The following is a 14,262-nucleotide window of genomic DNA, read 5'->3' on the forward strand; positions in this document are numbered from 1 at the left end:
CCATGATACAAAAAATAATGAACCCCCAGCCTGCTGAATGGGAAGGCCTGTGCCAACGCCCGGAACTACCTATTGCCGACCTGCAACAACTGGTACAGCAAATTTTTACCGATGTAAAAAAGAACGGCGATGCTGCCGTTAAAAAATATACATCCTTATTTGACGGTGCTGTGACCGATACCCTGAAAGTATCTGAAGCAGAAATTAACGAAGCCATTGCACAGGTGCCATCCGAACTAAAAGAAGCGATACAGACAGCAAAGGCCAATATTGAGAAATTTCACACATCTCAAATTGAGCAAAAACAAGTAACCGAAACCACTGCCGGAGTAAACTGCTGGAGAGAGAGCCGCGGTATAGAAAAGGTAGGTATCTACATCCCCGGAGGGTCGGCACCATTGTTTTCTACGGTATTAATGTTGGGCATACCTGCACAAATAGCAGGCTGTAAAGAAGTTATAATGTGTACCCCTCCTGACAAAAACGGTGTAATTAACCCCGCGATTTTGTATGCAGCAAGTGTTGTGGGAGTTACAGCTATTTATAAAGTTGGCGGTATACAAGCCATTGCCGCACTTGCCGTGGGTACAGATAGTGTGCCTAAAGTATTCAAAATTTTTGGCCCCGGTAACCAGTATGTTGCTGCCGCTAAACAATATGCTGTAAATTATAATGTTGCGACCGACCTGCCCGCCGGGCCAAGCGAAGTGCTTGTTATTGCCGATGCTACCTGCAATCCTGAGTTTGTAGCTGCCGATTTACTCTCTCAGGCAGAGCATGGTGCAGACAGCCAGGTCATTTTACTATCTGATAATGAAACGGTTTTAGATGCTGTAAATAAAGCCATAGAAAAACAGACGGATGAACTTCCACGTAAAGACATTGTGGTAAAGTGCCTGCTAAACAGTAAATCGATATTGATAAACAGCATAGATGAGTGCGTTACATTCAGTAATATTTACGCGCCGGAACACCTGATTATAGCGTCGGACAGAGCAGAAGATTATGCAGATGGTATTACCAGTGCAGGGTCGGTATTTTTGGGGAACTATAGTTGCGAGAGCGCCGGCGATTATGCCAGCGGAACCAACCACACATTACCTACTAACGGTTATGCCAGGAATTACAGCGGCGTATCGTTAGATAGTTTTGTAAAGAAAATAACCTTCCAGAAAATAACTGCCACCGGTTTACAGAACATAGGCCCTGCCATAGAAATTATGGCTGCCGCCGAACAGCTTAATGCCCACAAAAATGCCGTAACAATTCGCTTAAAAAGGTTGCAAAATGTTTGATATCACAAAAATAGTACGCCCTAATATCCTTAACCTTGAGCCTTATTCTTCGGCTCGGGATGAATTTGAGGGCAGCGAAGGTATTTTTATGGATGCTAACGAGAACCCCTTTGGCGACCTAAACCGCTACCCCGATCCGCTACAAAAAGCGGTGAAGCAAAAGCTAAGCGATGTAAAAGGTATTCCTGTAGAAAATATATTTTTAGGCAATGGCAGCGATGAGATAATCGATTTGTGTTTTCGTGTTTTTTGCGAACCGGCAAAAGATAAGGCACTAACGTTTGTACCTACTTATGGCATGTATGAGGTTTCGGCAACCATTAATAATGTGGAGCTTGAAAAAATTCCTCTCAATGAAAAATTCCAAATTAATACAGAGGATATAACACTAAATCTTTTAGACCCACTTGTAAAGGTCATTTTTATTTGCTCACCTAATAACCCTACCGGAAATTGCATTAAAGCAGTTGAATTTATCATTAAAAATTTTGGTGGTATTGTGGTGGTAGATGAAGCTTATATTGATTTTGCGGATGCCGAATCACTATCTAAAAAGTTAGATATATACCCTAACCTTATTGTTCTGCAAACGCTTAGTAAAGCATGGGGACTGGCCGCAGCCCGTGTAGGCATTGCCTTTGCGGGTACAGCCGTTATTAAATACCTCAACAAAGTAAAGCCCCCCTACAATATTAGTACACTAAACCAAAGTGCTGCCTTGTACGCTTTGCAGGAAACCTCAAAGTTTGAATTGCAACGCAACATCATCCTTCAGGAGAAAAGCAAGTTGCTGGCGGAACTTGAGAGCCTTGATTTTGTTATAAAAATATATCCGTCAGATACTAACTTCTTTTTAATTGTAGTAAAAGATGCAGATGCGATTTACAATAAACTGATAAGCAGTAAAATTATCATTAGGAACCGAAATAAAATAGTAAAAAACTGTCTGCGCATTACCATTGGCACCCCTGCCGAAAACGAAGCGTTACTGGCAGAACTAAAAAATATAACATTATGAAAAAAGTACTTTTTATAGACAGGGATGGAACGCTGGTTATAGAACCGCCCGTTGATTTACAGTTAGACAACCTTGAAAAACTGGAGTTTTTTCCCGGCGTTTTCCAGAACCTTGCAAAGATAGTTACCGAACTTGATTATGAACTTGTAATGGTAACCAATCAGGATGGGCTTGGCACTGACTCCTTTCCCGAAGACACTTTTTGGCCTGCCCAGAATAAAACATTACAGGCATTTAAAAATGAAGGCATTACCTTCTCTGAAATTATTATAGATAAAAGCTTTGCACACGAAAACCTCCCGTCGCGTAAGCCCGGCACTGCCCTGCTTACACACTATATTAAGGGCAATTACGATCTTTCAAATTCTTACGTTATTGGCGACCGCCTTACCGATGTGCAACTGGCTCAAAATCTGGGCAGCAAGTCTATTTATATGGGAATGGAAACTGCACAGGCCGACTTAGTTACCCAAAGTTGGGAAACCATTTATAAGTTTTTAAAGGTTGTTCCAAGAACTGGGTCGGTAATAAGGATAACTAATGAAACTAATATAGAAGTAGTTGTTAACCTTGATGGTACCGGAAAAAGCAGCATTAGTACAGGTTTGGCATTCTTCGACCACATGCTGGAGCAGCTGTCACGCCACGGCAATATAGACCTTGACATTAAGGTACAGGGTGACCTTGAAATTGATGAGCACCACACTATAGAAGACACAGCACTGGCTCTTGGCAATGCTTTTTTACAGGCCCTGGGCAGTAAGAAAGGCATAGAACGTTACGGGTTTTTACTCCCAATGGATGATTGCCTGGCACAGGTGGCGATAGATTTTGGGGGCAGGCCGTGGCTGGTTTGGGATGCTGATTTTAAGCGTGAAAAAATTGGGGAAATGCCAACTGAAATGTTTTTTCACTTTTTTAAATCGTTTAGCGATAATGCAAAATGCAACCTCAACATAAAAGCCGAAGGTACTAACGAGCACCACAAAATAGAATGCATCTTTAAGGCTTTTGCCAAATCGATTAAAATGGCGGTGCAGCAAACCGATAACTTTAATATACCCAGCACAAAAGGAACGTTATGATAGCCATATTAAAATACAACGCAGGCAATACTAAATCTGTACAGAATGCCATACAGCGGTTGGGTTATGAGTGTATCGTGACCGATGATACTGCACAATTGCAAGCCGCTGATAAAGTTATTTTCCCCGGTGTAGGCGAAGCAGGATCTGCTATGGAGTATCTTAAAGCAAAAGGGCTGGACGTGGTTATAAAAAACGTGAAACAACCTGTTTTAGGAATATGTTTAGGGCTGCAATTAATGTGTACCGCATCGGAAGAAGGTGCCACCGAAGGCCTTGGTATTTTTGATGTATTGGTTAAAAAATTTCCTCCAAGAGGCATTGTGCCACACATGGGATGGAACAATTTCAATACCATAAATAGTCCACTATTTAAAGGAATTTCGATAGAAGACAACATTTATTTTGTGCACAGCTATTACGCAGAACTTTGTAATGATACCATTGCTCAATGCGATTACCTGCTCCCGTTTAGCGCGGCATTACAAAAAGACAACTTTTATGCTGTACAGTTCCACACCGAAAAATCGGGCGCTGTGGGTGAGCAGATACTTAAAAACTTTTTAGCCTTATGAGAATTATTCCGGCCATAGATATCATCGACGGTAAGTGCGTACGCCTTACCAAGGGCGATTACAGCACACAAAAAACATATAACAACAATCCTGTAGAAGTTGCTAAAGAGTTTGAAGCAGCGGGTATAAAATACCTGCATGTGGTAGACCTTGACGGGGCAAAATCGGGACATATTGTAAACCATAAAGTACTGAAGGCTATTACTAATGAAACTAATTTAATCATTGATTTTGGCGGTGGTGTAAAAACGGATACCGATTTAGAATTAGCTTTTAATAATGGAGCATCACAAGTTACAGCAGGGAGCATCGCCGTTAAAAGTCCCGCCGTAGTATACCAATGGATTGAAACTTATGGTGCCGATAAAATTATATTAGGCGCCGACTGCATGAACCGAAAAATAGCAATACAGGGCTGGCAGGACAACACCGAAATTGACGTGATCGATTTTATAACACTTTATAAATCTAAAGGTATTAGTACTGTAATTTGTACCGATATTGCTAAAGACGGTATGTTGCTGGGCGCAGCTAATGAGTTGTATACCGATATCTTGAGTACTGTAAAAATTAACCTCATTGCAAGCGGTGGTATAGCCACAATAGATGATGTTTTGCAAATGCAGCAACTGGGTTGTAAAGGCGTAATTATTGGCAAAGCGATTTATGAAGGACGGATAACCCTAAAACAACTGAGCGAACTATGCTAAAGAAACGAATTATTCCGTGCTTTGATATTAAAGACGGGCGGGTTGTAAAAGGCATCAATTTTTTAGAATTGAGGGATGCCGGCGATGCGGTAGAAATGGCGGCACAGTATGCTAAAGCCGGTGCCGATGAACTGGTGTTCCTGGATATTACCGCCACACAGGAAAACAGGAAAACACTGGCAAGCCTTGTAGAAAAGATAGCTTCTGAAATTAATATACCTTTTACGGTGGGTGGCGGCATTAATTCGGTGGAAGATGCCGAAAGGCTGATACGCTGCGGTGCCGATAAGATAAGCCTTAACTCATCGGCAGTAAAAAACCCGGAACTGATCACTGCCATTGCGAATGCTTTAGGTACGCAGGCCGTAGTTGTAGCTATAGATACTAAACTGGCAAACGGCAACTGGGAAGTGTACAGTAATGGAGGCCGGGTTGCAACAGGATTAGATACTGTGGCGTGGGCACAACAGGCAGAGGCATTGGGCGCAGGCGAAATTTTGCTGACATCCATGCATAACGACGGTACAAAAAATGGCTTTGCCATAGCTATTACAAGCCAGGTTTGCAATGCGGTAAATATTCCGGTAATAGCATCGGGAGGTGCAGGCAGCATGGAACATTTTAGAGACGTATTTACCCAAACCACCGCCACGGCAGCACTGGCAGCGAGTGTTTTCCATTATGGCGAGATAGGCATACAGGAAATAAAGGATTATTTAAAGAACGAAAAAATTGCAGTACGATGAAAGTAGATTTTAATAAAGGAAATGGCTTGGTGCCGGTAGTAATCCAGGATAATATAAGCCTTAAAGTATTAATGCTTGGATACATGAATGAAGAAGCATTGGCAAAGACAAAAGCTAAAGGTTTGGTAACATTTTATAGCCGCAGCAGGAATGAGTTATGGACAAAAGGAGAAACATCCGGTAACTACCTGCATGTAAAGGAAATTTTTGAAGATTGCGATAATGATACCCTACTTGTAAAAGCAACACCCGATGGCCCAACCTGCCACACAGGCAGCGAAACCTGTTTTAAAGAAAACAGCGGCAAAGGATTTTTGTACCAACTTGAACAAACTATTGATGAACGTATAATCAACGATTCTGAAAAATCGTATACTAACGACCTGTTTAAAAGGGGCATTAATAAAATGGCTCAAAAAGTGGGTGAAGAAGCTGTAGAACTAGTAATTGAAGCCAAAGACAATAACGACGATTTATTTAAAAATGAAGCTGCCGATTTACTGTATCACTTTCTTATCCTCCTGAGGGCTAAGAATATGAAACTTGAAGATATAGAGGCCATTTTGAAGGATAGGAATACTTCTAAATAATATCCTGATATTGACAATTTAAACACATTGTTAATTTTTTAAATCCTGTATCAAATAATCCTTAAAAAATTATCATTAAATTATGATGACCTCACTATTGTAAAGAGTAATTTCGAATATTATATCTTACTATATACTCAATTACAATGATACAAACCCAGAAGCTGCCGTTTTACGCAAAATTTGCCTTTATACTCATCATTATTATTTGCCTTACGGGCATGTATTATTATGGTCAAAGCCTTATTTCCCCGGTGTTAATGGCACTTCTTTTTGCAATACTTTTGCGCCCCATATCAGCTTTTTTAACCAATAAGGCACGTATACCCCATACGCTTTCGTGCATACTAACGGTATTTTTATTTGTGTTATTCTTTGGCCTGATATTCTATTTTATAACTACGCAGGTTGCTGTAATGGCCGATGACTGGGACAAGATAAAATCGAACCTCAACCAGCATTACACCAACCTACAGGCATATATAAATGAAACATTTTCTCTATCCAAAGCAGAGCAGGACAAGATGGTAGACAAAGCCACGAGCGACTCTATGAGTACTGGTAAAGATATGGTAAGTACAACGGTGATGTCATTTAGTGACTCTGTAGTAAATATGGTGCTTATCCCTATTTACATGTTCCTCATACTATTGTACAGAACCCACTTTGTAAAATTTTTCTGTATGCTGTTTAAAGAAAAATACCATACTAAATTGCAGGACATACTGCATACCATAAAAATTTCGGTGCAAAGCTATATCGTAGGTTTGTTGTTTGAGTTTGTAATTGTATCGGTATTAACAGCCGTGGGCCTTATGATCATTGGGGTTAAATATGCCATACTGCTGGGTGTTATAACAGGGTTATTAAACTTAATACCCTACATAGGCATTCTTATTGCCGGTGTGTTAACCGTTATAGCCTCGTTAACCGGCACAAGCGACCTTACCGTTATAATCGGTATTTTAGTAGTGAATATTGTGGTTCAGATAATCGATAATAATATACTGGTTCCTATGGTAGTTAGCAGTAAAGTAGAGATAAATTCTATTGCATCAATTGTAGGTATAATCTTCTTTGGGCTCATAGGCGGCATATCAGGAATGTTCCTGGCCATCCCGCTTATGGCTATTGCCAAAGTAATATTCGACAGGATCGATTCTCTCAGGCCCTGGGGTTATTTATTAGGCGACGATTTGCCAAAATCATTCTCCTGGAAAATCAAACGTTCCTAAATTTCGTATATACCATAAAAAGCCTTTATGCGTGTTTTACTCTCAATATTTATAGTGTTGTTATGCTTTGGTATAATAAGTTGTTCTGTTACCAAAAAGAAGGATGTTGCTTACTTAAAAACCAATGAAACAGCACCTAAACTAAATGTATTTAGTTCTAAAAAAGGTAAAAAAATGCCGGTATTAATTTTTGTGCACGGCGGTAACTGGAATACAGGCAGTAAAGACCAATATGGTTTCTTTGGTCGGAATTTTGCGCACAAAGGCGTAGTAACTTTAATTCCTGATTATACCTTAAGCCCTTCGGCAGATTACAATACCATGACTGAGCAAATTGCCGCTGTTATACAATGGACCAAACAGAATATTGCCCAATATAACGGCGATCCCAACCAGGTATTTATTACCGGACATTCGGCGGGCGGGCATTTGGGTGCATTGGCAGTAATGAACCCAAAATACGGGATAAACCCAACAGATATTAAAGGGATTATCCTTAATGATGCCGCCGGACTGGATATGAAACATTACCTTGAACAATATCCTCCCACTACCGAGAATGATTATACAGCAACCTGGAGCAGCAGCCCTAAAGTATGGCAGGAGGCATCGCCCATTTATTTCCTGAATGCCAAAACGCCGCCTTTTTTGATTTACACGGGCAATAAAACATACGAGTCTATTAAAGAGGCTAACCAGCGTTTCCTTACAGCACTGCATACGTTCCAGCCAGATGTTACCCCTATCCGCATCAATAAAAAACATGTACCTATGATTGTACAATATGTATGGCCGTGGAGTAACCGGTACGGTGAGGTTATCAATTTTATTGCCAGACATAAAAAGTAATTTGGCAAATCTGTCCAAATGCATACCTTAGCGGTATGGCGCTATCCCGAAGAAAAACAGGCATGAAAAAAATTTACAAACAGTTAGGCTATACGCTGCTGTTTGTATTTGTGGTAATGAATGTAATTACCTTTTTCCATGCGTATAAATTTACCCATTTTAGCGATAGTGGTACTCCAAAAATAAAACCTGAACAACTTACCGCTTCTCAAAAAGCGGGGATATTGTTTTTTGGTGTCAATAATCCAAAGCCGGTCAATACGCAATTCCCAACCCAGAAATACACAACACTTCATCTTAAAAGCAATGTTGAAATTGAATGCTGGAGTATTAGAGTACCTAATTCTAAAGGTACCATAATAATATTTCATGGTTATGCCGGAGAGAAATCGCAGATGATTGATAAATCGGACGAATTTGTAAAAATGGGGTATAGTACCTTGCTGGTCGATTTTATGGGATCGGGCGGCTCTGAAGGCAACCAGACCACCATTGGCTATCTTGAAGCCGAAGAAGTTAAAACTTGTTTTGAATATTTAACCCAGCAGGGCGAAAAGAATATTTACTTATTTGGTACCTCAATGGGAGCTGTAGCCATACTAAAAGCAATTGATGATTATAATATAAACCCTAAAGCAATTATACTTGAGTGCCCTTTTGGTACTATGTATAAAACAGTTTGTGCCCGCTTTAATGTTATGGGAGTACCTACGGTACCTATGGCAGGGATGCTTATGTTTTGGGGCGGACTACAAAACGGTTTCTGGGCGTTTAGCCATAATCCTGAAACGTATGCCAAAAGTGTACTCTGCCCCACCCTGTTAATTTATGGCGAGCAGGACAGGCGTGTGAGCCGTGAAGAAATAGATACTATTTACAAAAACTTACAGGGAGCAAAAGAACTCAAAACCTATCCGTTAGCTGGACACGAAAACTACCTCAATAAGTATAGAGAACAATGGATTAACAATGTAAGATATTTTTTAGCCAATAATAATAAATAAAAAAAGGGAATCCGTAAGTAACCGGATTCCCTTTTTTATTATTATGAAGAAAAATTATCCTAATATTTCTTTTACTTTTTTTCCTATTTCAGCAGGAGAATCAACTACATGGATACCGTTTTCTCTCATGATGCGTTTTTTAGCTTCGGCAGTATCATCTGCACCGCCTACAATTGCACCTGCATGGCCCATTGTACGGCCTTTAGGAGCAGTCTCACCAGCTATAAAGCCAACAACCGGTTTACGGTTACCATCTTCTTTAACCCACTTCGCAGCATCAGCTTCAAGCTGTCCGCCTATTTCACCTATCATAATGATAACTTCAGTTTCAGGGTCATTCATTAGTAATTCAACAGCTTCTTTAGTAGTAGTACCAATAATTGGGTCGCCACCTATACCAATAGCCGTTGTAATACCAAGGCCTTGTTTAACAACCTGGTCTGCCGCTTCATAAGTAAGAGTACCTGATTTAGATACAATACCTACAGTACCTTTTTTAAACACAAAGCCTGGCATAATACCTACTTTAGCCTCACCCGGAGTAATAACACCCGGACAGTTAGGGCCTATTAGTCGGCAATCTTTATCTTGTATATAGTCATAAGCTTTAATCATGTCTGCAACAGGGATACCTTCAGTAATAGTAATAATTACTTTAATACCAGCCTCAGCAGCTTCCATAATTGCATCCGCAGCAAAAGCAGGCGGAACGAATATAATAGTAGTATCGGCACCTGCAATATCAACAGCATCTTTAACTGTGTTAAATACAGGAAGGTCAAGATGTGTAGTTCCACCTTTACCCGGTGTAACACCACCTACAACATTAGTACCATATTCTATCATTTGGGTAGCATGGAAAGTACCTTCGGTACCTGTAAAACCCTGTACAATTATTTTGGAATCTTTATTAACTAAAACACTCATGATATATTTTTTATTAATTTTCTTATTTGCGATACAAAAATAGGGTTTTTAAGTGATACCCATAAAGCTTTTTTTGATTTTTTGCACAATATCATTTAAAGAATTTTCTGTACAATCAGCGGTAATACTAATCTAAATGACTCATAACATAGCCCCTGTAAAGCAGGTTATCTTTAAGCTCCCAGATAGCCATTGAGTGCGATAAAACGATCTCGTCATACGGGTTATCTTTTGTTTTTACATAGTTAGTGTACCGTACAGATACTGTATTGCCTTCTTCTATAATGTGGCTAATCTCTAAGCGAAGGCTTGCATAGTTACCTTTTGTTTGCCTCGCAAATGTAATAATTTCCCTACTGTCTATTTCTATATATCCCCTTGTGCTATACCATTGTATATACAAATTTTGGTGCACATACATAGTAATCCCAACAGGATCTATAAGTGCATCATAATATGCCAGAACAACTTCTTTGGGAGACATTTTCATTGTTACTTCTCAAATATTTCGGGTAAACGCCTTACAAGTGCCATTTGTTTCATAGTGGTACGTGCCTCCTGTGCCGGGGTTCCCCAATACACTTTACCGCCTTCTAACGATTTACTAACGCCGGACTGCGCAAGAAGCACCGCTTTGGCACCTATGGTAAGTCCGCTTGCCATACCTACCTGGCCCCATATTGTAACTTCATCTTCTATAATAATACAACCCGCAAGCCCGGTTTGAGAGGCAATAAGGCATTTTTTACCTATAACCGTATCATGGCCTACATGTACCTGGTTGTCTATCTTAGTACCTTCGCCTATGGTGGTATCTCCGCTCACACCTTTGTCTATAGTACAGGCAGCACCTATGCCCACGTTGTCTTTTATAACAACACGGCCACCGGATAGTAACTGGTCAAAACCTTCAGCACGCTTTTTATAATAAAAGGCATCGGCTCCTATAACGGTACCGGAATGGATGATAACATTGTTGCCAATAACGGTATTATCATAAATAGATACATTGGCATGAATAACGCAATTTTTTCCAATGGTAACATTGTTACCCACAAAAGCATTGGGCTGAATAATGGTACCCTCACCTATTTGCGCTGATAAGGATATTGCTGCATCAGACGATTGAAAAGGCCTGAAGTTTCTGGTAAGCTTATTAAAATCCCTGAAAGGGTCATCTGATATAAGCAGTGCTTTACCTTGCGGGCAATCTACTTTTTTATTGATAAGCACTATTGTCGCTGCCGACTGTAATGCCTTATCATAATATTTTGGGTGGTCTACAAATACAATATCTCCCGGCTCTACCACATGAATTTCGTTCATGCCGTGTACAGGGAAGTTATCATCGCCCACATATTCACTGCCTATAATTTCGGCAATTTCTTTAAGTGAATGTACTTTAGGAAATTTCATAATTATTGTTATAAATTGGCATGAAGCCGTACTGAAAACACATTTACTAACCCGTTCCTGTCTTTATTATATCCGGGATTTAATATAAATTGATATCCACCTGAAAGATACAGATTTTTTTGTATTTCGGCAGAATAATAAAACTCGGCCACACTTTCCAGGCCGTAATTAAGCTGTCCGTCGCCAAGCATAAAACCGTAGCCACCTGCTGCAAGATAATCTTTATGCGGATTAGATATTCCCGATGCCACTACAGCTAAACCGGCAGTATCGTTTACACGGCTCCACTTGCTGCCCTTAGCACTAATGCCGAGGCTAATACTTTTATCTATCTCTGTAAATGCCCAGGTTTGTGTATGCCCATCGTTCCAACTGGCACGAAAAAAAGCACCCAAAAAATTGTTTAGTTCCTGCTCTGCATTTACTGCAAAGCCATACTTTTTATTGCCATATTGCTGTACATCTTCAATAACAGGGGCGTAGGGGTTTAGCCGGATGCTCTCGCTATAATTGCCCATCTTTCCTCTGGTAAGGAAAGCTAAAAAGCGTATTGCCCCTTTTTTACCCAACCAGGAATAACGACGGGTATACTCTGCAGTAGCCGAGTTTGATTTAGAGACGTTCCAGTTCATATCGAGTCCGTTAGCTTCTTTGGGTAAAAGGGATAATGCTAACCTCAGTTCATTTTTAGGAGTAACATACTCTAAAATTACGCTGGGTACATAACCACGTGTATTAGCAGGATAATCCCAGGCACCATTGCTCATAAGCCCCCAGTTCATGAACTGCGAGCGCGGATCATGGCTATAAGAATTTTGGTCGAAATAATCGGAAAGGCAAATTTTACCGGCGGTAATACCTATATAACTTTGAGGGACTGCGCCCCCCAGTTGGTTCTGGTCGCTTTCCTGGGTTTCCTCTGTAGCATCAAGAGCAAATAACTGCTGCATGTATGCTCTTGCAAGATAAATTTTGGGTTCTGTGCTGCCTACGCGAAATGTTTCACCATTTGTAGCATCGGCAAGTCCAAGAACTTTGCTTAACCCGGATCCTCCTGCGAGTTCCGGGTTAACAAAGACTGATGCATTTTTCCATAATCGTGCACCCGCAAACAACGTTGCGGTAACAGAATTTCTGGCTTCTTCCCGCGTTTGCAAACTATTTTGTCCTGTATAGTCGGCCTTAAAGCCCGGCTTATACTGATTAATAATAGTAGTTTGCATGTGAAAGGAAAAATTTTCCTTCTTAACAGTATCAGTAACCTGCGCATTCATCTTTAGTGCAACTAAAGAAAGCAGTAACACAGCAGCGGGCAGTGTTTTCATTGATATGTGGATTTATTAAATCCTTGAATTATTGTTTTACGCGCTCCAGGTAAGAACCTGTAGCAGTATCAATTTTAATTTTATCGCCTTCGTTAATAAACAAAGGTACGTTTATAGATGCACCGGTTTCCAGCTTAGCAGGTTTAGTAGCATTAGTAGCAGTATTACCTTTTACACCCGGCTCTGCATACGTTACTTCAAGCACTACAGATGCCGGCATATCTACAGATAGTGGTGCATCAGTTTCAGCATTAATAATAACCATTACGTTTTCTCCTTCTTTTAATAAATCAGGAGCATCAAGAATGTCTTTATGTAAAGATATTTGCTCGTACGTTTCAGCATGCATAAAGTGGTACTGGTCACCTTCAGGATATAAGAACTGGAACTTGTGAGTCTCTACCCTTACATCCTCAATTTTATGGCCAGCAGAAAATGTATTGTCAAGCACTTTACCGTTAGTAAGGCTTTTAAGTTTTGTCCTTACAAACGCTGGGCCTTTACCCGGTTTAACGTGAAGAAATTCTATAATTTTATATATATCGTGGTTAAACTTAATGCATAAACCGTTCCTGATATCTGATGTACTTGCCATTTTAGCTATATGTTAATTTGTTATTCTGTCAATTTGATTATTTGTTCTTGTTGACCGGATATTAGCTTTCATTTAAACAAATTTCCAAATCAACGCATCACATTACTACGATATACCCGTATACCCTTTCATGATACCACGGGAAGAGTTACGGATAAAGAGCAATATCTCGTCACGCTCCGGCGTAGCCTCCATTTCGGCTTCAATAATGCTTACAGCTTGTGTGGTATTATAATTTTTTTGGTACAATATCCTGTAAATCTCCTGTATTTCGCGGATCTTTTCAGGGCTGAAACCTCTCCTTCTTAATCCTACAGAGTTAATACCCACATAAGATAAAGGCTCTTTTGCTGCTTTAGTAAAAGGAGGTACATCTTTTCTTAAAAGCGAGCCACCCGATATCATGGTATGGGCACCTACACTAATAAACTGGTGTACAGCACTAAGGCCGCCAATAATGGCATAATCGCCTACGGTTACGTGTCCACCAAGCAAAACACCATTTACAATAATGGCATTATCGCCTATATGGCAGTCGTGGGCAACGTGTGCAGCCGCCATAATAAGGCAGTTTTTACCAATTTTTGTTACTCCCGATGCTACTGTGCCCCTGTTTATGGTAACGCATTCGCGAACAGTGGTATTGTCTCCAATAATAGCAAGCGAGTCTTCACCGCCAAATTTAAGATCCTGCGGGATGGCAGAAATTACTGCTCCCGGAAATATATTGCAATTTTTGCCTATCCTGGCGCCTTCCATAATGGTAACGTTAGATCCTATCCAGGTTCCTTCGCCAATCTCTACATTGTTATGAATGGTTGTAAACGGCTCGATAACCACGTTCTTGGCTATCTTAGCGCCGGGATGTACATATGCTAAGGGTTGATTCATA

Annotated in this window: 16 protein-coding genes; 10 read left to right on the forward strand and 6 right to left on the reverse strand. The window is 40.3% G+C overall.

Annotation, left to right across the window (positions count from 1 at the left end; all coding sequences use genetic code 11):
• Positions 1-5 precede the first annotated feature (5 nt).
• From hisD to F565_RS0103155, 10 genes are all read left to right on the forward strand, one after another.
• Positions 6-1,295 (forward strand): histidinol dehydrogenase, encoded by a 1,290-nt coding sequence (gene hisD, locus F565_RS0103110; RefSeq protein ID WP_026299851.1) that lies wholly within the window; start codon positions 6-8, stop codon positions 1,293-1,295.
• Positions 1,288-2,313 (forward strand): histidinol-phosphate transaminase, encoded by a 1,026-nt coding sequence (hisC, locus tag F565_RS0103115; RefSeq protein ID WP_020211737.1) that lies wholly within the window; start codon positions 1,288-1,290, stop codon positions 2,311-2,313. The genes hisD and hisC overlap by 8 nt, the downstream gene beginning before the upstream one ends.
• Positions 2,310-3,398, forward strand: coding sequence for a bifunctional histidinol-phosphatase/imidazoleglycerol-phosphate dehydratase HisB (hisB, locus tag F565_RS0103120; protein WP_020211738.1), 1,089 nt, complete (start codon positions 2,310-2,312; stop codon positions 3,396-3,398). Before hisC ends, hisB begins: the two co-directional genes overlap by 4 nt.
• A complete protein-coding gene (gene hisH / locus F565_RS0103125) occupies positions 3,395-3,973 on the forward strand; it encodes an imidazole glycerol phosphate synthase subunit HisH (protein WP_020211739.1) in 579 nt (192 codons plus the stop codon). The genes hisB and hisH overlap by 4 nt, the downstream gene beginning before the upstream one ends.
• Entirely contained in the window at positions 3,970-4,683 is a 714-nt protein-coding gene (gene hisA / locus F565_RS0103130) for a 1-(5-phosphoribosyl)-5-[(5-phosphoribosylamino)methylideneamino]imidazole-4-carboxamide isomerase (RefSeq protein ID WP_020211740.1), read from the forward strand. Before hisH ends, hisA begins: the two co-directional genes overlap by 4 nt.
• Positions 4,677-5,429 carry an imidazole glycerol phosphate synthase subunit HisF gene (gene hisF, locus F565_RS0103135; protein WP_020211741.1) on the forward strand — a complete coding sequence of 251 codons (753 nt, stop codon included), beginning with the start codon at positions 4,677-4,679 and terminating at the stop codon, positions 5,427-5,429. Before hisA ends, hisF begins: the two co-directional genes overlap by 7 nt.
• On the forward strand, positions 5,426-6,019 hold the full coding sequence (gene hisIE / locus F565_RS0103140) for a bifunctional phosphoribosyl-AMP cyclohydrolase/phosphoribosyl-ATP diphosphatase HisIE (RefSeq protein WP_020211742.1): 594 nt from the start codon (positions 5,426-5,428) through the stop codon (positions 6,017-6,019). Before hisF ends, hisIE begins: the two co-directional genes overlap by 4 nt.
• 146 nt (positions 6,020-6,165) lie before the next feature.
• Entirely contained in the window at positions 6,166-7,254 is a 1,089-nt protein-coding gene (locus F565_RS0103145) for an AI-2E family transporter (protein ID WP_020211743.1), read from the forward strand.
• 27 nt (positions 7,255-7,281) lie between these two features.
• Positions 7,282-8,103 (forward strand): alpha/beta hydrolase, encoded by an 822-nt coding sequence (locus F565_RS0103150; protein ID WP_026299852.1) that lies wholly within the window; start codon positions 7,282-7,284, stop codon positions 8,101-8,103.
• A gap of 62 nt (positions 8,104-8,165) precedes the next feature.
• Complete coding sequence (locus F565_RS0103155; protein ID WP_020211745.1) at positions 8,166-9,107, forward strand: alpha/beta hydrolase; 942 nt, start codon at positions 8,166-8,168, stop codon at positions 9,105-9,107.
• Between the two features lie 54 nt (positions 9,108-9,161).
• Here F565_RS0103155 and sucD read toward each other — a convergent pair whose 3' ends face one another.
• The 6 genes from sucD to lpxA form a co-directional block, all read right to left on the reverse strand.
• Positions 9,162-10,034, reverse strand: coding sequence for a succinate--CoA ligase subunit alpha (sucD, locus tag F565_RS0103160; RefSeq protein ID WP_020211746.1), 873 nt, complete (start codon positions 10,032-10,034; stop codon positions 9,162-9,164).
• 127 nt (positions 10,035-10,161) lie between these two features.
• The gene (locus tag F565_RS0103170) at positions 10,162-10,518 is read right to left on the reverse strand and encodes a nuclear transport factor 2-like protein (protein WP_026299853.1); all 357 of its coding nucleotides are present in this window, start codon (positions 10,516-10,518) and stop codon (positions 10,162-10,164) included.
• 8 nt (positions 10,519-10,526) lie between these two features.
• Positions 10,527-11,450 carry a UDP-3-O-(3-hydroxymyristoyl)glucosamine N-acyltransferase gene (locus F565_RS0103175; RefSeq protein WP_020211749.1) on the reverse strand — a complete coding sequence of 308 codons (924 nt, stop codon included), beginning with the start codon at positions 11,448-11,450 and terminating at the stop codon, positions 10,527-10,529.
• 8 nt (positions 11,451-11,458) lie between these two features.
• Positions 11,459-12,775 carry a carbohydrate porin gene (locus F565_RS0103180; protein WP_020211750.1) on the reverse strand — a complete coding sequence of 439 codons (1,317 nt, stop codon included), beginning with the start codon at positions 12,773-12,775 and terminating at the stop codon, positions 11,459-11,461.
• Between the two features lie 28 nt (positions 12,776-12,803).
• Positions 12,804-13,370 carry an elongation factor P gene (gene efp / locus F565_RS0103185; RefSeq protein WP_020211751.1) on the reverse strand — a complete coding sequence of 189 codons (567 nt, stop codon included), beginning with the start codon at positions 13,368-13,370 and terminating at the stop codon, positions 12,804-12,806.
• A 105-nt stretch (positions 13,371-13,475) separates the two neighbouring features.
• On the reverse strand, positions 13,476-14,261 hold the full coding sequence (gene lpxA, locus F565_RS0103190; RefSeq protein ID WP_020211752.1) for an acyl-ACP--UDP-N-acetylglucosamine O-acyltransferase: 786 nt from the start codon (positions 14,259-14,261) through the stop codon (positions 13,476-13,478).
• Position 14,262 lies beyond the last annotated feature (1 nt).

It is taken from the genome of Flavobacterium rivuli WB 3.3-2 = DSM 21788, assembly GCF_000378485.1.
Taxonomy (GTDB): domain Bacteria; phylum Bacteroidota; class Bacteroidia; order Flavobacteriales; family Flavobacteriaceae; genus Flavobacterium; species Flavobacterium rivuli.

Bases quoted from the DNA above. Each gene is read 5' to 3' on its own strand.
- F565_RS0103175 (WP_020211749.1), bottom strand. From the start codon at position 11,450: ATGAAATTTCCTAAAGTACATTCACTTAAAGAAATTGCCGAAATTATA.
- hisH (WP_020211739.1), top strand. From the start codon at position 3,395: ATGATAGCCATATTAAAATACAACGCAGGCAATACTAAATCTGTACAG.
- F565_RS0103170 (WP_026299853.1), bottom strand. From the start codon at position 10,518: ATGTCTCCCAAAGAAGTTGTTCTGGCATATTATGATGCACTTATAGAT.
- F565_RS0103155 (WP_020211745.1), top strand. From the start codon at position 8,166: ATGAAAAAAATTTACAAACAGTTAGGCTATACGCTGCTGTTTGTATTT.
- hisB (WP_020211738.1), top strand. From the start codon at position 2,310: ATGAAAAAAGTACTTTTTATAGACAGGGATGGAACGCTGGTTATAGAA.
- lpxA (WP_020211752.1), bottom strand. From the start codon at position 14,261: ATGAATCAACCCTTAGCATATGTACATCCCGGCGCTAAGATAGCCAAG.
- F565_RS0103180 (WP_020211750.1), bottom strand. From the start codon at position 12,775: ATGAAAACACTGCCCGCTGCTGTGTTACTGCTTTCTTTAGTTGCACTA.
- F565_RS0103145 (WP_020211743.1), top strand. From the start codon at position 6,166: ATGATACAAACCCAGAAGCTGCCGTTTTACGCAAAATTTGCCTTTATA.
- hisF (WP_020211741.1), top strand. From the start codon at position 4,677: ATGCTAAAGAAACGAATTATTCCGTGCTTTGATATTAAAGACGGGCGG.
- efp (WP_020211751.1), bottom strand. From the start codon at position 13,370: ATGGCAAGTACATCAGATATCAGGAACGGTTTATGCATTAAGTTTAAC.
- F565_RS0103150 (WP_026299852.1), top strand. From the start codon at position 7,282: ATGCGTGTTTTACTCTCAATATTTATAGTGTTGTTATGCTTTGGTATA.
- hisC (WP_020211737.1), top strand. From the start codon at position 1,288: ATGTTTGATATCACAAAAATAGTACGCCCTAATATCCTTAACCTTGAG.
- hisA (WP_020211740.1), top strand. From the start codon at position 3,970: ATGAGAATTATTCCGGCCATAGATATCATCGACGGTAAGTGCGTACGC.
- sucD (WP_020211746.1), bottom strand. From the start codon at position 10,034: ATGAGTGTTTTAGTTAATAAAGATTCCAAAATAATTGTACAGGGTTTT.
- hisIE (WP_020211742.1), top strand. From the start codon at position 5,426: ATGAAAGTAGATTTTAATAAAGGAAATGGCTTGGTGCCGGTAGTAATC.